The organism is Clostridium sp. FP1, assembly GCF_011065975.2.
GTDB classification, from domain to species: domain Bacteria; phylum Bacillota; class Clostridia; order Clostridiales; family Clostridiaceae; genus Clostridium_AD; species Clostridium_AD tagluense.
In genome coordinates this window covers 2,656,725-2,676,858 of the sequence record NZ_JAAMNJ020000001.1, presented here as the reverse complement: position 1 = coordinate 2,676,858, position 20,134 = coordinate 2,656,725, and the positions used below count along the sequence as shown (strand labels likewise).

The following is a 20,134-nucleotide window of genomic DNA, read 5'->3' as shown; positions in this document are numbered from 1 at the left end:
TCAGAATTTCTTCAAGCATTATCAATTTATTTTATTGAAAATTTAAAGAATAACACTTAATTTATCTACATATCATATAATTTCTCCTTACTGATTACTTTTTTACAAGCTAGTATTGATTAATAAATTAGTGCGAAACTAAAACTTTAATTAATATGCCATTTCCACTAACGTCTCATATTTCCAACGTCACTGAACCGGACCATCAGAACATTTTTTCGTAGGCGGTGACTGCACTCGGTGAAGGGATGTGCGCACCAAATGGAAATTTTTTGTTAGAAGATATGCCCTATTACACCAAAGCTACTAGTGTTTTCATTTTAAGATTCATTTATTTTAACCCTATTATATTTTCCTAATCGAGAGCTTTCTTTAAATAATTTAAGCATTTATTTACTTCAGTAAAATTAACGGTCCCATCTTCCAAAAGAGATTTGCTTTCAAGAGATAGCGTGCCTTTAAAATTCACTTCTTTTAACTTATTAAATAAGCATATAAAATCTATCTCACCATCTCCTGGTAAAAGATAGTTCTTTAATGAATCTACTGAATACGCTTTCCCTTTATAATCGTGAATATGCAAATGTGTAATGCATTGTTTCTCCCATAACCAATCTGTATCAAAAGTCTTCCATAATAAATCATGGTAAGATATCATTCTAAGATCCAATACAACTTTTGTTTGAGGATATACATCTACAAGTTTTTTCAAATTGCTTATTGGGTCAGATTTTCTACACGGTACCGTCTCCACAGCTAAACATATTCCATATTTATCAGCTATATTTAAACATTCCTCAAATGCAATAATATTATTTTGAAATTTATCATCTGATAGAGGAAGACCCCATAAATGTAAAACCATTAATTTTGCGTTAAGTTCTTTTGCAACCTCACAATTCAGTTTTAATATATCAATTCCATTTCTGTGATTAATAGTATTTAATTCAGTAATAAGCGTGCCTATATCCTTATCAGCATGTATTACTGGAAATTTCAATCCACTTTTATATAACTTATCCGTTATAGTTTCAATTTCACTATACCAGTTAGGGTACATAACTAATTCAAGGCCATCAGCAGATAATTTTTGACCATCTTCTAATATTATTTTGTAATCAGATTGATAAGGATACTCAGTTATAACTCCTGTTGAACAAAAAACTCTGTTCCTTTCCTTCATGAATAACATCCCCTTTAACTTTGAAGTAATTTTATGGTTTACATATAAAACTCATAGGTAGAAGTGATTTTTAATAAATGTGGCATGTCTTCTAACGTTTCTTGTTGCCGACGTTTCCAAACCCTAGTGCGATCGCACTTGGGCTGGGAAATATGCCTTGGTATTGGGTTAAGTGCTAACCTATATATAGATTATAAGTAATGATTTTACATGTTGCTACATAAAAATAGTCCACCAGCCAAGGCTGGCGGCAACATTTTGTTATGTGATGTTTCAGGTCTTGCATTCTCTATATAGCGTTGGATTTCCACTAATCCATTCATGATTTAACTGATTTTGTGCGGAATTCACCTACATATTAAGTGGGTGATGAATAGCACATCATTATAAATAGTTCGATACTATTTATAATGATTATTTTGTAAGATTGGTTATAATAATAATGTATAAATGTTCTTTGATAAACTGAATATATAAGGTTGCAGAGAGGGAATATAAAAAAAGCGATAACCAAGCTATACCTTCTCTGCGTAAAGTATTCAAGGTTCCATTAATGAATAAGGTTTGGTTCTACCCAGTTAGCGTGATGAATTTGTCCTAATTAGAGGATATTATCCACGAAGCTCCAACCTCTGAGGTGGGAGTAAGTTTACTTGCCTATATATGAATTATGCAACTTAATAGCAACCATAGATTATATTAATTTGGGAATATAAAGCGAGTATCTATTATGTAAGTACTCCTTCTCTCTAAACAATTCATACCTTGAACCAGATAAAACAAAACCAAGGCTTTCCGCAAGACGGATTGACCTTTGATTTTCAATATAAATACATGCATTTATCTCTTTTATGTGCATAGAGTCCATAGCGATTGCGATGATCTCTTTCATTGCTTCTTGCATATAACCATTTCCCCAGAATTCTTCTTTGAGGTCATAACCGACTTCAATCTTACAATCTTTCTGATTCCAGCAATGAAACCCACATGTTCCCATTTTCATGCCATCTGATTTCCGCACGATAATCCAACGGTGTTGCAATCGTGATTCAGGCTGTATATAAAATGTAATGATTTCATCTGCACCTTCCATGTCAGTTACTGGCTCCCTATCAAATAGGTATCTAGTCACTACATCATTTGAAAACTGACTGAATATAAAATTTCTATCGTCAATAGCTATATTTTTAAGAAATAATCTTTCTGTTTTTATATCATTAAATAACATTCTAATCCCTCCAATTAATTATTAGTATTAATTATATAATAAAAACCAATGTCACTTATCCGTTATATTTAAATAGCTAAAAATCATTAACTGCGTAAGATAATTTCAGGTAAACCTGAAATGTCACACAACATTTCTTACTCCCGACGTTTGCCAGCTTTAGATAGCTCCTATCTTAGGCTGGCAAATGTGCGCAGCGAACGGGAGTATTTTGTTATACGTAGTTTTAGCCACTACACTTTAAGCTGAGTCTACTTTCCATATATTTATACTTGTTTCGTAATAAATGAATTTTCTGTAAAATAGATAAAAAACGAACCTTTATGTGTATCTTTTACCAATAACCTTTACCTTTACCTTTGCCGTAATGAAATTTGTAGTTGGTATATAAAATTTTATCTGCTAGTTCATTATTCTTTATTTCTAATATCATAACAGAATCATTTGTTTTTTCTTTACCAAGAGCATCAATAAAATATGCATCCCTCTGAAGAAATGTATATCCTAATACCTGATATAATTTATAGGCATTATGTTTTCTGTCAACACATAAACATGCAACATCACAATTTATTTCATATAGTTTTTCAATGGCTTTTTCTGCCAACACTTTTCCGTATCCATTTCCTCTATATTGAGGCAATATTGCCAAAGCTCCAAAGCCACCTAAAATATACTCTTCTCTGTCATATTCGGCTTTCCTTTTATGTATGCCGACACTACCAATTGCTTTATCATTATGATACATAAGAAATTTTCCAAGACTAACATCAACAAAATCTAGTTCGCAATCTTCATCAGGAACATCTGCAAAACATATATTATTTATTTCCGTTACTTCTTTATTTTCTTTTTCACTAATATTTTCAGTAAGCAAAAATCTTATTTCCATTACCGTATCCTCCCGCTTTCAGTCATTCAATACAAAAAATTTTCATTCATATTATCTTACTATTTCGTTTAATAAAACCAAGTCCAAAAACTTCTAAGCTATTTTATTATGTGCCGTCCCGTAGCCACTACATTTACGATACACAGCTAATTTAAAAACTGAAATTCTAAAAAAAATTATTTTAAAACACTCTTCTCATTTATGAATATCCATTTATTTTAAATTTTTACTTGTATGCAACCATCCATTATGATATTCTGCATTATTTAACGCTTCAATAACTTTATTTGAATTTTCGTCAACACCCTCAAGGAAAGTGTTTATTTCTATGTCGTAGATTTCAGATTTATGTACATACTCTAACTGTTCTTTAGCCTGTCCGATATTTCTATCTTCCCTTGCTTTTTCCCTTCGGTCTAGTTCCTCCATAGGACAATGTACACCAACAAATAAAACTGGATAATCGGATAATACCTTGAAGCAATCTTCTCTTGTGAAATCATCATGTAAAATATGATCTACTACAAGATTAACACCTTTATCTGAAAACATTGCAATTGTACGATGAAAAAAGTACCCTGTTTCAACAGGTATTAAGTGATTATTTTTTCTATCTTCCATTCTATCTATAAAAATATCAAAATCATCTATACTAATGTGAAAATAGCTAGGCATCATTTTAACCAATTCATTTGATAATGTTGATTTTCCTGAACTTGAAACTCCATTTAGAAAAATGATTTTCCCTTGATTCATTTTTCATCTCCTTATTAACCTATATTTTCCAAACAACTGCTTATAGTTTTTAATCTCGTATGTTTAGCACGCTAATTTAAGTATATTTAATCTTTGAAGGGATACTTTTTTAATATCACTTCAATTTCTGTTTTCAACAATAGTGAAAACTCTTCACTTATTAAATTAATAAGTTCTAACTGTTTATTAAATAGTAATCTTCTAAAATCTTGATCTCCTGTCTTTTTTCTGAAATAACATAGTGATAACCACTCTTTTTCACTCTAATTTCTGGTCTAGTATAATCTTCATTTACTCCAAATGTGGGCAGATGATATATGGGCGTGTTTATTTTAGAGTGCGTATTATTTTGTGAATGGATTATTCTTATAATTCTCCACATTCTTCTTCAACCCATATATATGCTCGTACATCATGTTTAGGGTCAAATCCAATTGTTTTTGCTAATAGCTGTGATTCAATACGGTATGGCCAGGTACACCAATTTGGTATAATATCTTTTTCAAGAAGTTCTGAAATTAAAGTTATTGAAGCTATTTTTGCATATCCATTTCCACGAAATTCAGTTTCTGTGGATACATCCAATTCTGCATAGTTTTTGCCCAGCATAAATGCTGAACAAAAGCTAACACAAGTATCATTTTTAAATACACGACAAACTGGATAATCTATAGTAGATCCACATTCATGCTCGTAAAAGATTTCAGTGCGCACCTCATCATTATGCTTCATTTCTTTTTTACACTTGTTAAATTTTTTTAAATTCAATGAAAATATTTTTCTTCCATCTTTAATTCCATTATGCCTATCAAATACTTTATCCAATATAGAATACCACTCTTCATCTGGGCAAAATACAATTGCCTCTTTTTGTCCCATTCCTTTCAATAATTCATCAAATAATAATTGATGAATTTGCTCTGCAACACCTTCTGACTTAGGATTGCCCGCTATAAAACTAAAATCAAATGGGGTTACTAAAAAGGCATATTCACTCTCAACCTCATTATCAACATATAGTTCCCCATTATACTGTCCTTCCAATGATGAGTATATAACAGGGATATTATCCTTATACCTGCTAAACAGATTTTCATAATTAATCTTATTTTTTTCAATTTTAATCATATCATTCTCCTAACATAGAATATTAATAATTTTTTTCGTTATAATCTCATACTTCGCAGGAAAAAAACAGCTATAACACCTTGTAAATCAATGGTAAGATGGCTTAAAACAGTGATAAAATTTGATTTTAAGCTATCTTTTTAGCAGTGAATTTCCTTGAAATATATTTAGGTAGTTTTATAATAAAAGCGGCAATAAAACTATCTATTTGCGCCACAGTTAAAAACAATAATTCTTGCAGCGTTTCTTGTAGAATGTTGAAGATTATTTCTAATACTTCTGAAAATTGAATATCTTTAAGCTCATCAAAAGCTAGAAAAAATATTTCTCCCATTGTACGTGAATCCTTATTATTTCTGTTTTCAACAGCAAGCATCATATATCGAACCATCACAATTGAAGTATGTGCAATCATTGAATCATAAGAAAGACCTTGAAATTCCTTTCCAAGATTCAAATAGGATTTGCATACTTTAAAGAAAACTTCAATGCTCCAACGTTTACCGTAAAGTGTTATAATTTCTTCCTCGGATAAGCTTAAATCAGTAGAAATAATTGCTATCCATTTCTTTTTATTATTACGGTCACGCACAAATACTATTTTTACATCCAATGTATTATTGTTAGCATCATATATTTGTGCCATTACTGATAAAAGATATTTTGATTTCCCTGGACGTTTTCTTTTTTCTTTGTATATCTGAGCTAAAGTTTTTCTTTCACCTTCAAAAATGTACTTTATTTTTGTAGTGTTTTTAAGCCTACCTACAGTATGTAGCTTAAGCTTAAATATTCTAATTATGGTAACAGGATAAGAAAACCAACTATCAAATAATACATGTTTTGCTGGAATGCCAGCCTTTACAGTAGCTTCTAGCATTTCAATCATAACATCTGTAGACTTTGATATTGCTTGTTTTCTACGTTTATATGCAATTGTGTTCTTGTTTAAACCTTCTTTCATTTCGCAGTATCTATTTTTTTGCTTTTCTGAACTTTGTAAGTTAAATAAAATAGGTAAAAATGTATTACCATCAGTCCATCCAAGAGTAAGCATTCTAAATCCTTTTTTATATTTTTGACCTTTGCTTGCATGGTCATTTACATTAGAAAGTAATTCAACATTTTTGCTTCTAAGTCTACCATAAAAAGAATCATCAACAACTATTGCGTTGATACGTTTTTCAGAAGTAAGGTTTACTAAACTCTCATTTATAATAGTTCCTGATAATTTTAACAAGAATGATTGCCAGTTTATGTACATTGAATTTAAGAATCTGTATACTACATCTTTACCAAATTTAGGAGCATTACTTTCAGTTTGATAACTCATATACATGCTTTTGCCTGTATAAACAATCTGAAGTAAATAGCAAAAAATATCACGAACACATATACCTTTTTCTTTATAACAATTTGCTTTTTTTAAAGCACTAATAACCTTAAATTGTTTAATAAAATTCATTATAGACTTCATAAAATCATTTTCATTTTGACTGTTTTGTGGTATATTGTTCATATGAATGAATCCTCCTAAATATGATATTTTTGTATTTGTCACTACTTACATTATATCATTTTTGAGAGGATTTTTCTATATTAAAACACTGTGGATCCTTGATTTTTCAATGGTCTAAGTCATGTTTTTATGTGCGAAGTTTGAGTTATAATCTACAATTGCGTCTTAAAAAGACCATTTCCACTAATCTGTGAGCAATCACTTTTTTTGTTATAAATTCCGTATAACGTCTGGCTTGCCGAAGTGACTCCGACTCGGCTAGCTGGGGCATTTACGTGAATCGTTAACGGAATTGCCGATGTTCCTGAACCTTAGCGCGACGCGCTTGGTGAAGGAATGTGTCTTGGCTATGGTTTATAATTTTCTAAGTTTGAAATATGCACTTGCATGTATAGATTGTCTTTACTCAGAGGACTCTCCAGCCAAGGCGAACGGCGACATTTTGTTATACGGAGTTTTAACTCCTACACTTTAAATAAGACCTATTCCGGCTTGCAATAAATTAATCTTGTATTTTTATAAAACTAATAAATTTAGCTCCTTGAAAAGTTAATTCTCCAACATCGCCTATATGATGCTTCTTATACTCTTTACGCGGAAGTGAAAATTGTATTATTTCCTCATCTTCAAACTTGAAAGATAACAAGTATATAATAGAGGAGTTTAGTAAATAACGTCCTTGACTAAAAATTACATCTGCTTTATCATCTATTATTATCGTTTTATATGTACATACCTCATAAGTTAGTTGCCTAATAATCCATGGTATTCCCCAAACAATTAGTATGAAAAAAAGCACTGGAATACCAACTAAAACGAACATAAGATATATCATAGTAAACTTTTCAGTAGAATTCATATTGTAACTCCTTCTCATAGTGTTTGTCTTGATAGTAATTCATTTTTTTACTACGTCTCAATTAGTTCAAAACCAATAACTTATGAGCAATCAATTTCTTGTTCTAAATTCCGTATAACGTCTCGTATTTGCGACGTAGTTTTAGCCACTACACTCTGAGCTGAGTCTGTTCTCCCTATATTTATACTAATATTACGTCTTAACCAACACAAAAATTTTATGTAACTGCTTATAGTTTTAGACGTACTACTTTTGAACAATAATATTCCATTTAGTGTATGGAAATGGATTAATTGAATGATGAATATTTTCTTCTATATAAGTAGTAGCAATATCTACAAGACTGACAATTTTCCATTTTCTAAATAAGTCTCTTATTCCTTGTTCATCAAAATAGTGGTGTGGAACTCCTGCTTCAGGACCGTCTTCCCTAACAAAAGTGTTTTTTTCTATTTCTTTTCCCCTAAGGTCTGCCCTACCTGATTTTGTGGAAAGCAATGATACCATGAACATACCATCAACACAAAGGTTTTCATATACAATGTCTACAGCCTTATTAATATTACTAATGGTGTTATGGTGTAGAGCATCCCAAGAAACAGCACCATGAAAATTAAATCCTGTAAATGGGTTATCGGTCATATCTGCTACCTTAAGATTTGCCATTAGTTCATTTTTTTCAAGCCATTTCTGAGTATAAATAATTCCATTCTCAGAGATATCACTGCCATATGCATTATGTCCCATTTGTGATATTAATACAGTATGCCTTCCAGCACCACAACAACAATCCCATATTGTTAATGCTCTATCAGTAAATATGCCCTCAAGAATTTTTATAAATTTATATACTTCTGGCTGTGGTAATGCTGATATAAATTCTTCATTTAGAAACAATTCATTCCATGTTGCCATTAATTGAACCTCCATTCTCTAATAAAAAAATCAAGTTATTACATAAAAATTAGCTATTAAATTTACTAAAATCAACTATAAAAATTTTTAAGCTGTCACTCTGCTTATCTAAAATTACGTATAACGTCGCTAACTCCTGACCTTATTGAGCCCTAGCGCGACTGCGCTTGGCGAGTGAATGTGTTTTGGCAGTCTATTAATGCCAAAACGAACGGGAGTTTTTTGTTATAGGAAGTGGCAACTCTCTATATTCTGGTATTAATCCCATTTAATCAACTATTCGTTATTATAAACAGTAATCACTCATAGCGAAAATTTCTTCTGAACTCATTTCAATCATATTTTTAACGCCAATTTGCGGATAGCATTTTCTTGCTCTTTTGATATATGAGAAATCCATGTAGGATTTAATGTTGGGTTAAGGAGTTTTGCGAATGCATCTGCTTGTCCATCAATTAACATTGATTCTATGAAACTTCCAGTCCCCCCTCCTCCATGAACCACATGCCAGTAATTCCCCACACAGTATGATGATATTCATGAGCAAATACATATGGAATCCATTCTATATAATCCTGAACAAAAGGATTAACATTTATTAAAACATTACCAAATACATTAACTCCCCCCACACCATTTTGCCGTTCTTTAACAATACAATTTTCATCATCTAATGGATAGATTGCAATTACGATAGGATCATCATCATAATTATGAAGTGCATCCACTACTTGCATAAATTTACCCTTAATCTCATTAAGATTTATTTTTTTCATTAATTTGATCTGCTGTTTCAATTTACATATATCCTTTATTGGTTTTGGTTTTCAATCAGACTGCCCAATGACTAATTTTCTCCCAGTAAGGCTGAATGGCATATTTATCCCATAACATTTCACAATTTACATTTTTTTTTTCCATCTCCAAAATGTAGCCATCCAAATTTTCGTAAACCGCTATTATGTCTAATTTCATTTCATTCTCCTTTTAATATGATTGTTATTAGTCCGCAGTTAAAAGCATGATGTCATAGTCAGTAAGTTTGAATATTACTAAAACAAAATATGGAGGCTCCAAAGAACTGCCCCAGCATTGCCATTTCCGATAACGTGCAAAACACACTAATCCATTCATGATTTAATTACCTATATATGAATTATGCAACTTAACATCAACCATAGATTATATTAATTTGGGAATATAAAGCGAGTAGCTATTATGCAAGTATTCCTTCTCTCTAAACAATTCATACCTTGAACCAGATAAAACAAAACCAAGGTTTTCTGCAAGACGGATTGACCTTTGATTTTCAATATAAATACATGCATTTATCTCCTTTATGTGCATAGAGTCCATAGCGATTGCGATGATTTCTTTCATTGCTTCTTGCATATAACCATTTCCCCAGAATTCTTCTTTGAGGTCATAACCGACTTCGACCTTACAATCTTTCTGATTCCAGCAATGAAACCCACATGTTCCCATTTTCATGCCATCTGATTTCCGCAGGATAATCCAACGGTGTTGCAATCGTGATTCAGGCTGTATATAAAATGTAATGATTTCATCTGCACCTTCCATATCAGTTACTGGCTCCGCATCAAATAGGTATCTATTCACTACATCATCTGAAAACTGACTGAATATAAAATCTCTATCGTCAATGGCTATATTTTTAAGAACTAATCTTTCTGTTTTTATATCATTAAATAACATTTTAATCCCTCCAATTAATTATTAGTATTAATTATATAATAAAAACCAATGTCACTTATTCGTAAGCGTCAAAAATTCTCCGTATGTATTTTCAGGAAATTCTTTGATAAACTAAATCCAGTAGTAAGCAGCAAGTGCTTTTCTACTGGATTTTATTTTAATCTTTTTTGCCATGAAGATTCCTATTTTGAAGTTTTACGGTTTCAGGTAATTCCTTGGACCAAGGCATGTATTTTAATAGCGTATTGTTATCCTTGTTTTCTAAATTACACAACACATCCATTAAATACACTAAATACTTTTCTACCACTAACCCATTTGCCTTAGCCGTTTCTACTACGCTATATATTGTTGCACTTGCTCTTGCTCCCTTAGGAGTATTACACATAAGCCAGTTTTTTCTACCAATAACGAAAGGTTTTATTGATCTTTCGGATGCATTATTATCGATTTCTAAGGATCCATCAGTTAAAAAAATTCTGAAGCTCGGTAATAGCTTTCGGCTATATTCTAAGGCTGCGCCCAATGGACTTCTTGGCAATGCACTATTTATTTCTATATCCACATACTTTATAAATTCTTCAATAATTGGTGTTGATTTTTCAAGTCTTGTTTCATAGCGCTTTTCGTAGTAATCATCTTCACCAGCATAGTTCTCTCTTAAATCTTTTTCGATTTTATAAAGTTGCTCGCAAAAATTAAACCCTATAACTGCTCGAGAATTTTTTAGGGCTTCTTTATCTAGCTTTGTAACTATATCAAAGTATTTTCTCCTAATATGAGCCAAACAGTACAGCCTTTTTACATTCTCTACAGAATTATAGCCGGCGTAGCCATCTGTTTGGATTATCCCAGAAAATCCCTTTAAAAATCCTTTAGGGCAGGAGCTTGATCTTGTCTTTTGATAGTCATACAAAATAATTGGATCTTTATATTCACCAGTTTTGTATAACCACATATATTTTTTAGCCTTGGAATCTTCTCCTTTAGAGTCCACAACTACTACAGTGGTTTCATCAGCCTGGATATAATGGCTTTTTAATAGTTCTTCCTTCATCATGTCGTAGACAGGTTCAAACTCTTTTGCAGCACCGATTATCCAATTGGACAATGTTTGCCTAGAAAGATTTGCACCAAGCATATCAAAATACGTTTCCTGTCTATAAAGCGGTAGCGCATATTGATATTTAAGATTTATTACATGGCTTATTAATTCGTTAGATGCCATACTTTTATATAGCAAGCTGTTAGGCGCTTTTGTAGTAATTATATTTGCTTTACCTTCAGCTTCTTCACAGGATTTACAAGCGTAGCTATAGGTTACATGTTCCTCTATATATAGCTCTGCTGGTTTATATTTTAGAATTTCTTTTGATTTTGATCCTATAACAACAAATTGCCCATTGCACTTATCGCAATTAGCCTTATCCTCGTCCAATTTATGCTCGATAATTACTCTTTCCAAATTAGCTAGATTATCTTTCTTTCCTACATAAGAAGAGGCCTTTTTTCTCTTATATGTTATTTCTTCAATGGTTGGCTCCGCCACTTTTGAATCACAAAACTTTTCTGCTTCGTCAAAAAGAGATATTTGGTTGCTATCCATCTGCTCGCTAGACTTACCGAATATTTTTTTATTCTTATTAAGAACTTGATTTTTTAAAAATGAAAGTTCATTTTTAAGCTCTCTAATTTCTTTATCCTTTAATTCTATCTCTTTTTCCATCTTAGAAATTATGTTTTTTGTTTTATAATCTAATTGTTCTTCAATATTTAAGTCATTCATTTCAATTACCTCTTCTAAAGTTTTTATACTTATATTATAGCAGAAAACCCTTGATTTATCAAGGGTCAAGAGGTTTTTTTATGTGGTTTTAATAGTAGTTTTTTTCCTTAATCGGCTTGAATTTTGAGGTTGTTCTTACCTCATAACCTTTTAGTAGCCAACCTAGTTCTTCTATATTTACTTTTAAGGCTTCCGCCTTTGTCATTGGCCATTTAAACCTACTTTTTTCTAATCTATAATAATATAACCAAAATCCATTATCAAAATGTAGTATTTTAAGCTTATTCATTTGTTTATTGCAAAACACAAATAATGCTTTTTCAAAGGGGTCTAATTTTAAGTCTGTTTGTACTACCATTGATAATCCATCTATGCTTCTTCTTAAATCTGTTACGCCGCAAGCTAAATATACAGTGTTAACCTTATCAATATTTAGCATGATTTACTTAGTTCCTTAAGTATATTTGATAATAGTTCTAGTTCATTTGCAGGTATAAATATATTAATTTTACCGATCTCGATTCTTATATCACTACATCCTTTTACACTTTTGTTTACTGCTTTGGGGTTGGATTTTTCATTATTAATTGCTATAGCATGAAATGTTGGCTTATTTGATTGTTTAAATTTATTTTTATAATAGTAGAACTGACTCTTGCTAATATTATTTTCTTTACAAAAGCTGGTTACAGTCCCTTCATAAGAAGAAAACTTTTCTAAAAATCCTCTCCAGGTTATATCATTATTTTTTTTTGCCATTACAGATAACCTCCTATTCTTACTATCTGTAATTTTAGCAAAGGTAACTTTAACTATCTAGGCGTCAATTCTTTTACGCTTACACTTATTCGTTATATTTAAATAGCTAAAAATCATTAACTGCGTAAGATAATTTCAGGTAAACCTGAAATGTCAGGCGTTCCTGAATCTTAGCCCGACGGGCTTGGTGAAGGAATGTGCTTTGGCGGTATATTTTGATTTTCTTGGTCGAAACATACACTTGCCTATATAGTTTGTCCCTTCTCAAAGGATTCTTCGGCCAAGGCGAATGGCAACATTTTGTTATATGCTGTTCCGTAGCCACTAAATTTTTGATTTGTAACTAATCTAAAAACTGAATTTCTACTAAAATTATCATTACAGTAAAAAATTTTCTCTTTTAATGCTATATACTTATTTAATTGCATTTTTTACTCGTACATAACCAACCAGTAGGATGGTTAATATTATTCAATGCTTCAATAACTTTCTTTGAACACTCTTCAGTATTTTCAAAATAAGTATTGATTTCTATATCATATATTTCGTCCTTATGTACATATTCTAATTGTTGCTTTGCCTGTCCTATGGTTCTATCACCTCTGGCTTTTTCTCGTCGTTCCAATTCTTCTATAGAGCAATGCACACCGACAAATAAAACTGGATAATTTGATAAAACTTGAAAGCAATCATCTTTAGTAAAATTGTCATGCAAAATATGATCAACTATAAGATTAACACCTTTATCTGAAAACATTGCAATTGTACGATGAAAAAAGTACCCTGTTTCAACAGGTATTAAGTGATTATTTTTTCTATCTTCCATTCTATCTATAAAAATATCAAAATCATCTATACTCATGTGGAAATAATCTGGTAATAATTTAACTAATTCATTTGACAATGTTCCCTTTCCTGCACTTGAAACTCCATTTAAAAAAATAATTTTCCCCCTATTCATTTCCTTTCCTCCCGTTAATTTATATTTTTCAATAGAAAGATCATTCTACGCTTATTTTATTTCAGGTAGGAGTAGCATATAACTTTCCTAACTCCCAACGTTCTTTCGCCTAGCGCGACCGCGCTTGGCGAAAGAATGTGTTTTGTTAGCAGATGGAATATTTTTACGATTATTTTTTCGATAGTTTTAATTTCCTCAATTCCTACTATTGCATCCCAATATACGAAGGATACGACATAACTGAAGCTAAAATTACGTTACTTCAACTCAACAAATTGGAATTTATCGAATTCCAGATTTAATAAAAGATATTAAATCCTCAACATTATCAAAATCATCATAATCTCCATTTATTCCTTCTCTATGATATATAATTCCCTTTTTTTCGTTTCTCTCTAAACAATCAAGGAACCCTTCAATTCCATATTTCTTAATAAACAAAGTAAATCCATAAGGTTTTATTTTTTTTAATAGCCCCTTATGACACTCTTCTCATTTTAACACCTCTTCAAATTTGGAATTTATTACTTACTTTATAATATCTTGATATATTATATCCACTATTTCATTTAAACTTAATTCTTTATGCAGGCATATTTCAGGAATGATATCTAATAAATCTTTTTCATTCCACCATTCTCTCATTTCCTTTTCTCCAAATTCATGTGCTTTAGGCTTTTGTTTATGACGATTTAAAGTTTCTTCAAAAGGTATATCAAAGTAATATGCAAAAATTTGGTTGTTAAATTTATTTAGTAAATTTTCAAATAATTTTTTATACCACTTTGAATTTAAAATGCCTTCCAAAATTACTATATTGCAATGGCTTTTTCCGTATATTGCAAGTTCCGATAATAACTGACTTGCTTCTGGATTAGTTCCATCTTTCACAAATAGCATTTCTCTTCTAACGACATCTTGTGAAATTAGCATTGTCCCATGTCCAAATTTTCTTTGTAAAGCCTTGCCTGTAGTAGTCTTACCACTTCCAGAATTACCTCTTAGTATTATTAATTTTGCCACTCCATCCATCTGATATGTTCCCTTCTGAATTGAATAATTACTATTTATATTACTCAACCTTAAGTTGGAATTTATTTAGTATAAATAATAGCTTATAACTTGATATTTTTTAAAGTTTTTCTATATATAGCTGCTGTTTCTTGATAAGCCATTAGGATTACTTCTTCTCTCACAAAATTTTGATAACCTATTTTTTCTCCCTTTAACCTTGGGAAAAACTGAAAATGCAAATGATTTCTTTTACCATCACATATAGTACACATATATACTTTTTGTGCACCTAAAATCTCTTTATGTAATTTTATAGTAACATTTTATATTTTTAATATCTGTACACCTAAATCAAGTGGCATTTCAGAAATATCTTCATAATGTTCCTTTGAAACTGTAATTGTTTGTCCCGTTGCTCTTGGAAATTTTTCAAATTGACATCGCACCAATTCATCCTCATAAATAATTAAGCCATCATCTGGAAATATATTACCCGTAATAAAGTTTTGACATGAAAAGCATACTCCTTTTTCTTGGAATCTTTTTATTTTTTCTCTTCTTTGTTTCAAAAATAATTCATCATTTTCATCCAATTTTTTTACGTACATACTTATACTCCTCTTTATACAAATTTACTATTTACCTTTATGCCAATTATAAAAATTTTTTAGTTCTGCTTTACGTTCCTGTGGCAACGCTGTTTTCTTAACACCATGAATTGCACCTTCCAGTGCTAACAGTCTATGAATACATGCAGAAGCATCAATTTCTTGTATTTTCAGCCACGCTTGTTCTGCACCAATATCTTTTAATTCATCATGAGTAAATATACCTGCTTTATTCAACTGACTTTCAACTTCTTTTCCGATATTAGGTAATTTTGAAAATTCTCCCATAATGAAATTTCCTTTCAAATTCCTATTTATTGAGTTGTTTACATCGTTCATAAGTCGCATTTTTATACAGATGCTCACTATTCTCTTTTTTAGTAACGGAACATAAACTTCCGATAAAACATTCTTTCTGCTAACGTTTCGTGTTGCCGACGTTCAGAGCTGAAGTATGAAAAATTCACTTAATTTTATAGATTTTTTTGGCAAAGCCTACTTTAACCAACACATGTAGTACTTATTATGATATAATAAAGGATTGCACATAAATCCATAATACATATAGATACTATTTAAGTTAATAGATGCAATATATTTCATGATTATGGAATATTAATTTCCAACAACAAACCTTAAATGGAATTATATTAAAGGGAGTCAACGCGTAAAATTTGTATATTTTAGAGTGTTTGCGAAAAAGTTTTTATCTGAAAACCATATAGCCATTGAATTTACTATATTTCAAAATTCATGCTTCAGCTCTGGCCGACGTTCCTGAACCTTAACGCGATGCGCTTGGTGAAGGAATGTGCCTTGGCTATGGTTTATGATTTTATAAGTTTGAAATATGCACTTGCATGTATAGCTTGTCTTTACTCAAAGGACTCTCCAGCCAAGGCGAACGGCAACATTTTGTTATATGCCGTTCCGTCTAAATTAAATTTTCGCTTACCTCTAAATTGAAAATTCTGATATATGCACGGTCTGTGAATTTCACATTTTATCTTATACTTTCTTTGCTTAATAGGAATACACATTTATAAATCAAAAGTGTTTTCTATAACACCTGGTAATACACTATATATTGATTTTCCCATCCTCTCTTCAAAATATTGTTTGTTTTTGAAAGTTGCTCTCCATTTATTAATAATATGCCCATGTATCCCATGCCTTAATGCTACATCAACCATTCTCTTTTCCATTAAGCAAAACCCGCTTGGTAATGCTAGTGCATCACATAATTGTATCAATCTATCATAATCATTATATTCTGTAGACTCAATGTAATTTTTAATAAAACTGTATTCTTCATCGCTACAATAATCCCATCTTCCAAAACAAGTTCTTATATCTTGGCATTCAAATGAATGAGTTAAACAAACTTTTGCTAGTTTATAATACCCCTTTTCCATAGCAAAATTATAGCCGTGTAAAATATGCTTCATATATGAAACCCCAAATCTTACACCAATGTCATGCAGCATTCCTAGTACTAAAGCAACATCTGGGTTTAACCCTTTACAATTTTTTGCTATCAACTCTGCTGCTCTTCCTGCATTCATTGAATGCTCAATCCAAGGACCAGGATTTAATTTTTGTCCTTCTAGTAATAGTAATTTTGCCTCCTCTAGGCTTGGCACACCTTGTCCCAAATGATTTATCATAATTGTGCATCTCCTTTAATAACATTTATTAATAAGTACTAAGTAACTAATTTAGGAATGGCATATAACGTTTCGTGTTGCCGACGTTCCTGAACCTTAGCCCGACGGGCTTGGTGAAGAAATGTGCCTTGGCGTTGGTTTATGTTTTTCCTGGTTTGAAACATACTTAATTATATAACGATACCTTATAAAGGTACTCTCTAGCCAAGGCGAGCGGCAACATTTTGTTAGGCGCCGTCTTTTTTTTAGCGTTTGGCATTTTTTCTCTTAAATGGTTCACCAACTTCCTCAGAAATCAATAATGAATATGCTTTTGGTTTACGGTAAGCATTCCCCCAAACTTCACTTTTCCTATATTCTCTTAGCTCGTCGATGTTAAAGCATGCCATAAATATTCCTTCTTCTTCCCCTGCCTCAACAATCAGCGTATTTCTTGAAATCCATTTTTTTCCTTTTATTATTTCGCGAAATGAAACAACATCAAAAGCCATAGAGTGTCCATTACAAGTGCCTTTAGCATAATTGGTTAATGCGACACCTACCATGTTTTCATAAGCTCTTGTTCTTAACTGGCACTTCCTATTTTCATCAATTTCACAAGCATTAGGAATTAGGATTACTTCAGCACCTTTAAGCATTAAAATTCTTGCACTTTCAGGAAATTCTCGATCATAACATATCATCGCGCCAATTTTTACACTGCCAACAGAAGTATCCAAATCACAAGTGTAAAAATTATCACCAGGTGTGCAAAATGCTTCTGAGGAAAAATCGCAAGTATGTACTTTCGCATATGTAAGTGAAGAATTACCAAACCTATCAATTAAAGAAATTGTATTTCTAGGTAACCCTTTCCATCTCTCTAAATAGGTTATCCCAATTGCCATGTTAAGTTCTCTTGCTAGATTTTTAAAGCTTGTAAAAAACTCGTGATTTTGATCTATTGCTGCTTCTTTCCACTTTTCGACCTCTTCTATTGTTTCAGGAAGGGAATATCCGTTATTCCACATTTCAGGGAATAACGCAATATCAGCCCCCATTTTCTTTGCTAATCTACAATATTCATATCCTTTTTTCAAATTCTCTTTTGAATCACTATTTTGAATTAATTGTAACAATGCGACTTTTAAAATGCCAATAAAACACACCTCCGAAATTAATGATATTCTAGTAAAGATGGCGCCTAACGTTTCTTGTTGCCGACGTTTTCTAGCCTTAGTGCAACCGCACTTGGGCTGGAGAATCTGCCTTGTCGATGGGAAAACAACTAGTCTATATATAGATTATTACTCATATATTACACACTACTATATAAAAATAGTCCACCAGCCAAGGCAGATGGCAACATTTTGTTATAGGTCGTTTTAGTCAATACACTTTGAGCAAAAACTACTCCAGTTATTTCTAATATAACAAATTTACGATTGATGAATATTATACGAAAAAGATGACGTAAAACTGCGATAGAAATAAGGAGTAGTAAAGTATTTTAGAGGATTATTTGGTTTTTGCTACATGAAATGAGAATACTATTCTATTGCTGTAATATGAAAAGATATAAAGCTATTTGATATTCCCTGTTTATAATTCAAAATCCCCTTATTCCCTTCAAGTATTATCATATAATGTTTAGGTGTAACAATAAAACTTAGTTCGACCCCATTATCCGCTTCAAAAGTTAAAGTATAATCATAAACAACAGACGAAAATCCCATATTGTTTTTACAACTATGAAAAACAGATTCTTTTGACTTTAATCTAGTATTAACAGAAATAATAGGCTTAGTATACAATACTATCTCTTCATATATTAATGCTATAAATATTGCAACAACTAAACAAACTGCAAAAGACTCTATGGAAAGGTTCACTTGCTCGTCATAATACATAGACTTGAGCAATTCAGTATACTCTCCATAAATATTCACAAATTTTTCATAAAAAAATACAAAGTATACCAATATTGTTATACTGTATAAAATTGAGGTTATTACCACTACCCTTGACAAAAATATACGTTTTATTCTGTTTTTCACTTAATTTTCCTCCCAAGGATATCACTTTTTAAGAAAGACTATTGTTCTTACTTATAATTTTAATAGTTAATGCACAATATTTTATAACTAAGTCTCAATCAGGCCAAATCCAATAACCTATCAGCAATTATTTTTTGTTCTGAATTACGTATAACGTCGATAACTCCTGATGTTCTTGAGCCCTAGCGCGACCGCGCTTGGCGAGTGAATGTGTTTTGGCAGTCTATTAATGCCAAAACGAACGGGAGTTTTTTGTTATAGGAAGTGGCAACTCTCTATATTCTGGTATTAATTCCATTTAATCAAACTATTCGTTATTATAAATAGTAATCAATCATAGCGAAAATTTCTTCTGAACTCATTTCAATCATATTTTTAACGCCAATTTGCGGATAGCATTTTCTTGTTCTTTTGATATATGAGAAATCCATGTAGGATTTAATGTTGGGTTAAGGATTTTTGCGAATGCATCTGCTTGTCCATAAATTAACATTGTTTCTATGAAATTTCCAGCCCTGGGAACAGAAATGTTTCAGGCTTATATAGCTTATAATATTTTCTAAGTTGATCCAGTGCAATTTCTGATAAAACTGTGTAACGATCTTTTTTACCTTTTCCTTGTACAACATGAATAAGCATTCTTTGGTCTAGACATTAATTCTAAAATCTTATTTTGTCTTAATACCTCATTGCACAAAAATCTTATAGCTTAATTTACTATTTCATCCAAGTTTTTATTTGTAAAACTTGAAAATCTTATGTGGCATATAAGTTTTTTTGTTTTAAAAGTATATCCTTTGAATTTTATTTCTTCTTCCATAAGTTTATATAGCTCTTTATTTCGTCAATTATTTTCAACATCAATATTTTTTTGTTCATTTTCAAATAATCCTTTGAGCATTGCAAAATTATCTTCTGTAAATGGTATATTCCATGTTTTATCATTTGAATTCCATTTATGCCCTTTTATACTTTTAACTTTAGCTATTCTTTCTTGTGAATAATCGAATGATACAGCTAATTCATTTTCATGTTTTGATATATTTACAATCATCACAATACCTTCTTTCTATATTGCAAGAACATTTGTTCTTGCAATAGTAATTG

25 protein-coding genes are annotated in these 20,134 nt (G+C 31.2%); all 25 read right to left on the bottom strand.

Annotation, left to right across the window (positions count from 1 at the left end):
• Positions 1-355: 355 nt before the first annotated feature.
• A complete protein-coding gene (locus G9F70_RS12810) occupies positions 356-1,183 on the bottom strand; it encodes a sugar phosphate isomerase/epimerase family protein (RefSeq protein ID WP_164947277.1) in 828 nt (275 codons plus the stop codon).
• Positions 1,184-1,877: 694 nt separating this feature from the next.
• A complete protein-coding gene (locus G9F70_RS12805; protein ID WP_164947276.1) occupies positions 1,878-2,411 on the bottom strand; it encodes a GNAT family N-acetyltransferase in 534 nt (177 codons plus the stop codon).
• A gap of 334 nt (positions 2,412-2,745) precedes the next feature.
• Positions 2,746-3,303: a GNAT family N-acetyltransferase gene (locus G9F70_RS12800; RefSeq protein WP_164947275.1), complete on the bottom strand. Its 558-nt coding sequence runs from the start codon at positions 3,301-3,303 to the stop codon at positions 2,746-2,748.
• A 213-nt stretch (positions 3,304-3,516) separates the two neighbouring features.
• Positions 3,517-4,059 carry a chloramphenicol phosphotransferase CPT family protein gene (locus G9F70_RS12795; protein ID WP_164947274.1) on the bottom strand — a complete coding sequence of 181 codons (543 nt, stop codon included), beginning with the start codon at positions 4,057-4,059 and terminating at the stop codon, positions 3,517-3,519.
• 366 nt (positions 4,060-4,425) lie between these two features.
• On the bottom strand, positions 4,426-5,187 hold the full coding sequence (locus G9F70_RS12790; RefSeq protein ID WP_164947273.1) for a GNAT family N-acetyltransferase: 762 nt from the start codon (positions 5,185-5,187) through the stop codon (positions 4,426-4,428).
• Positions 5,188-5,314: 127 nt separating this feature from the next.
• Positions 5,315-6,706 (bottom strand): transposase, encoded by a 1,392-nt coding sequence (locus G9F70_RS12785; RefSeq protein ID WP_164948120.1) that lies wholly within the window; start codon positions 6,704-6,706, stop codon positions 5,315-5,317.
• A gap of 502 nt (positions 6,707-7,208) precedes the next feature.
• Positions 7,209-7,565 (bottom strand): DUF2500 family protein, encoded by a 357-nt coding sequence (locus tag G9F70_RS12780; protein WP_164948057.1) that lies wholly within the window; start codon positions 7,563-7,565, stop codon positions 7,209-7,211.
• Positions 7,566-7,811: 246 nt separating this feature from the next.
• Positions 7,812-8,480: a class I SAM-dependent methyltransferase gene (locus tag G9F70_RS12775; RefSeq protein ID WP_164948058.1), complete on the bottom strand. Its 669-nt coding sequence runs from the start codon at positions 8,478-8,480 to the stop codon at positions 7,812-7,814.
• 467 nt (positions 8,481-8,947) lie between these two features.
• Complete coding sequence (locus G9F70_RS12770; RefSeq protein WP_164948059.1) at positions 8,948-9,256, bottom strand: DUF2268 domain-containing putative Zn-dependent protease; 309 nt, start codon at positions 9,254-9,256, stop codon at positions 8,948-8,950.
• Positions 9,257-9,311: 55 nt separating this feature from the next.
• Positions 9,312-9,455 carry a hypothetical protein gene (locus G9F70_RS12765; RefSeq protein ID WP_164948060.1) on the bottom strand — a complete coding sequence of 48 codons (144 nt, stop codon included), beginning with the start codon at positions 9,453-9,455 and terminating at the stop codon, positions 9,312-9,314.
• 207 nt (positions 9,456-9,662) lie between these two features.
• Positions 9,663-10,196 carry a GNAT family N-acetyltransferase gene (locus G9F70_RS12760; protein WP_164948061.1) on the bottom strand — a complete coding sequence of 178 codons (534 nt, stop codon included), beginning with the start codon at positions 10,194-10,196 and terminating at the stop codon, positions 9,663-9,665.
• Positions 10,197-10,353: 157 nt separating this feature from the next.
• Positions 10,354-11,982 carry an IS66 family transposase gene (gene tnpC, locus G9F70_RS12755; RefSeq protein WP_164948087.1) on the bottom strand — a complete coding sequence of 543 codons (1,629 nt, stop codon included), beginning with the start codon at positions 11,980-11,982 and terminating at the stop codon, positions 10,354-10,356.
• 88 nt (positions 11,983-12,070) lie between these two features.
• Entirely contained in the window at positions 12,071-12,421 is a 351-nt protein-coding gene (gene tnpB, locus G9F70_RS12750) for an IS66 family insertion sequence element accessory protein TnpB (protein ID WP_164948086.1), read from the bottom strand.
• Positions 12,415-12,741: an IS66 family insertion sequence element accessory protein TnpA gene (gene tnpA / locus G9F70_RS12745; RefSeq protein WP_164948085.1), complete on the bottom strand. Its 327-nt coding sequence runs from the start codon at positions 12,739-12,741 to the stop codon at positions 12,415-12,417. Before tnpA ends, tnpB begins: the two co-directional genes overlap by 7 nt.
• A gap of 245 nt (positions 12,742-12,986) precedes the next feature.
• The gene (locus tag G9F70_RS12740; RefSeq protein WP_164947843.1) at positions 12,987-13,169 is read right to left on the bottom strand and encodes a hypothetical protein; all 183 of its coding nucleotides are present in this window, start codon (positions 13,167-13,169) and stop codon (positions 12,987-12,989) included.
• The gene (locus G9F70_RS12735) at positions 13,160-13,702 is read right to left on the bottom strand and encodes a chloramphenicol phosphotransferase CPT family protein (RefSeq protein WP_164947842.1); all 543 of its coding nucleotides are present in this window, start codon (positions 13,700-13,702) and stop codon (positions 13,160-13,162) included. The genes G9F70_RS12740 and G9F70_RS12735 overlap by 10 nt, the downstream gene beginning before the upstream one ends.
• Positions 13,703-13,984: 282 nt before the next feature.
• A complete protein-coding gene (locus G9F70_RS12730; RefSeq protein WP_411956002.1) occupies positions 13,985-14,143 on the bottom strand; it encodes a hypothetical protein in 159 nt (52 codons plus the stop codon).
• A gap of 87 nt (positions 14,144-14,230) precedes the next feature.
• Positions 14,231-14,734: a kinase gene (locus G9F70_RS12725; protein ID WP_164947841.1), complete on the bottom strand. Its 504-nt coding sequence runs from the start codon at positions 14,732-14,734 to the stop codon at positions 14,231-14,233.
• Positions 14,735-14,817: 83 nt separating this feature from the next.
• Positions 14,818-14,988: a hypothetical protein gene (locus G9F70_RS12720; RefSeq protein ID WP_224617552.1), complete on the bottom strand. Its 171-nt coding sequence runs from the start codon at positions 14,986-14,988 to the stop codon at positions 14,818-14,820.
• 51 nt (positions 14,989-15,039) lie between these two features.
• Positions 15,040-15,324, bottom strand: coding sequence for a hypothetical protein (locus G9F70_RS12715; RefSeq protein ID WP_224617551.1), 285 nt, complete (start codon positions 15,322-15,324; stop codon positions 15,040-15,042).
• A gap of 27 nt (positions 15,325-15,351) precedes the next feature.
• Positions 15,352-15,612, bottom strand: a complete 261-nt coding sequence (locus G9F70_RS12710) for a TfoX/Sxy family protein (RefSeq protein WP_164947840.1) — start codon at positions 15,610-15,612, stop codon at positions 15,352-15,354.
• Positions 15,613-16,364: 752 nt separating this feature from the next.
• Complete coding sequence (locus G9F70_RS12705) at positions 16,365-16,991, bottom strand: HD domain-containing protein (RefSeq protein ID WP_164947839.1); 627 nt, start codon at positions 16,989-16,991, stop codon at positions 16,365-16,367.
• Positions 16,992-17,236: 245 nt separating this feature from the next.
• Positions 17,237-18,109 carry a carbon-nitrogen hydrolase family protein gene (locus tag G9F70_RS12700; protein ID WP_263484314.1) on the bottom strand — a complete coding sequence of 291 codons (873 nt, stop codon included), beginning with the start codon at positions 18,107-18,109 and terminating at the stop codon, positions 17,237-17,239.
• Positions 18,110-18,520: 411 nt separating this feature from the next.
• Positions 18,521-19,027, bottom strand: coding sequence for a DUF2500 family protein (locus tag G9F70_RS12695; RefSeq protein WP_164947838.1), 507 nt, complete (start codon positions 19,025-19,027; stop codon positions 18,521-18,523).
• Between the two features lie 844 nt (positions 19,028-19,871).
• A complete protein-coding gene (locus tag G9F70_RS12690) occupies positions 19,872-20,084 on the bottom strand; it encodes a hypothetical protein (protein WP_164947837.1) in 213 nt (70 codons plus the stop codon).
• Positions 20,085-20,134 lie beyond the last annotated feature (50 nt).

Coding starts and splice junctions, on each gene's coding strand:
- G9F70_RS12775 (WP_164948058.1), bottom strand. CDS start 8,480: ATGGCAACATGGAATGAATTGTTTCTAAATGAAGAATTTATATCAGCA.
- tnpB (WP_164948086.1), bottom strand. CDS start 12,421: ATGCTAAATATTGATAAGGTTAACACTGTATATTTAGCTTGCGGCGTA.
- G9F70_RS12760 (WP_164948061.1), bottom strand. CDS start 10,196: ATGTTATTTAATGATATAAAAACAGAAAGATTAGTTCTTAAAAATATA.
- G9F70_RS12800 (WP_164947275.1), bottom strand. CDS start 3,303: ATGGAAATAAGATTTTTGCTTACTGAAAATATTAGTGAAAAAGAAAAT.
- G9F70_RS12765 (WP_164948060.1), bottom strand. CDS start 9,455: ATGAAATTAGACATAATAGCGGTTTACGAAAATTTGGATGGCTACATT.
- G9F70_RS12790 (WP_164947273.1), bottom strand. CDS start 5,187: ATGATTAAAATTGAAAAAAATAAGATTAATTATGAAAATCTGTTTAGC.
- G9F70_RS12710 (WP_164947840.1), bottom strand. CDS start 15,612: ATGGGAGAATTTTCAAAATTACCTAATATCGGAAAAGAAGTTGAAAGT.
- G9F70_RS12780 (WP_164948057.1), bottom strand. CDS start 7,565: ATGAATTCTACTGAAAAGTTTACTATGATATATCTTATGTTCGTTTTA.
- G9F70_RS12705 (WP_164947839.1), bottom strand. CDS start 16,991: ATGATAAATCATTTGGGACAAGGTGTGCCAAGCCTAGAGGAGGCAAAA.
- G9F70_RS12725 (WP_164947841.1), bottom strand. CDS start 14,734: ATGGATGGAGTGGCAAAATTAATAATACTAAGAGGTAATTCTGGAAGT.
- G9F70_RS12805 (WP_164947276.1), bottom strand. CDS start 2,411: ATGTTATTTAATGATATAAAAACAGAAAGATTATTTCTTAAAAATATA.
- G9F70_RS12740 (WP_164947843.1), bottom strand. CDS start 13,169: ATGCAATTAAATAAGTATATAGCATTAAAAGAGAAAATTTTTTACTGT.
- G9F70_RS12735 (WP_164947842.1), bottom strand. CDS start 13,702: ATGAATAGGGGGAAAATTATTTTTTTAAATGGAGTTTCAAGTGCAGGA.
- G9F70_RS12770 (WP_164948059.1), bottom strand. CDS start 9,256: ATGAAAAAAATAAATCTTAATGAGATTAAGGGTAAATTTATGCAAGTA.
- tnpC (WP_164948087.1), bottom strand. CDS start 11,982: ATGAATGACTTAAATATTGAAGAACAATTAGATTATAAAACAAAAAAC.
- G9F70_RS12785 (WP_164948120.1), bottom strand. CDS start 6,706: ATGAACAATATACCACAAAACAGTCAAAATGAAAATGATTTTATGAAG.
- G9F70_RS12810 (WP_164947277.1), bottom strand. CDS start 1,183: ATGAAGGAAAGGAACAGAGTTTTTTGTTCAACAGGAGTTATAACTGAG.
- G9F70_RS12795 (WP_164947274.1), bottom strand. CDS start 4,059: ATGAATCAAGGGAAAATCATTTTTCTAAATGGAGTTTCAAGTTCAGGA.
- G9F70_RS12715 (WP_224617551.1), bottom strand. CDS start 15,324: ATGTACGTAAAAAAATTGGATGAAAATGATGAATTATTTTTGAAACAA.
- tnpA (WP_164948085.1), bottom strand. CDS start 12,741: ATGGCAAAAAAAAATAATGATATAACCTGGAGAGGATTTTTAGAAAAG.
- G9F70_RS12720 (WP_224617552.1), bottom strand. CDS start 14,988: ATGTGTACTATATGTGATGGTAAAAGAAATCATTTGCATTTTCAGTTT.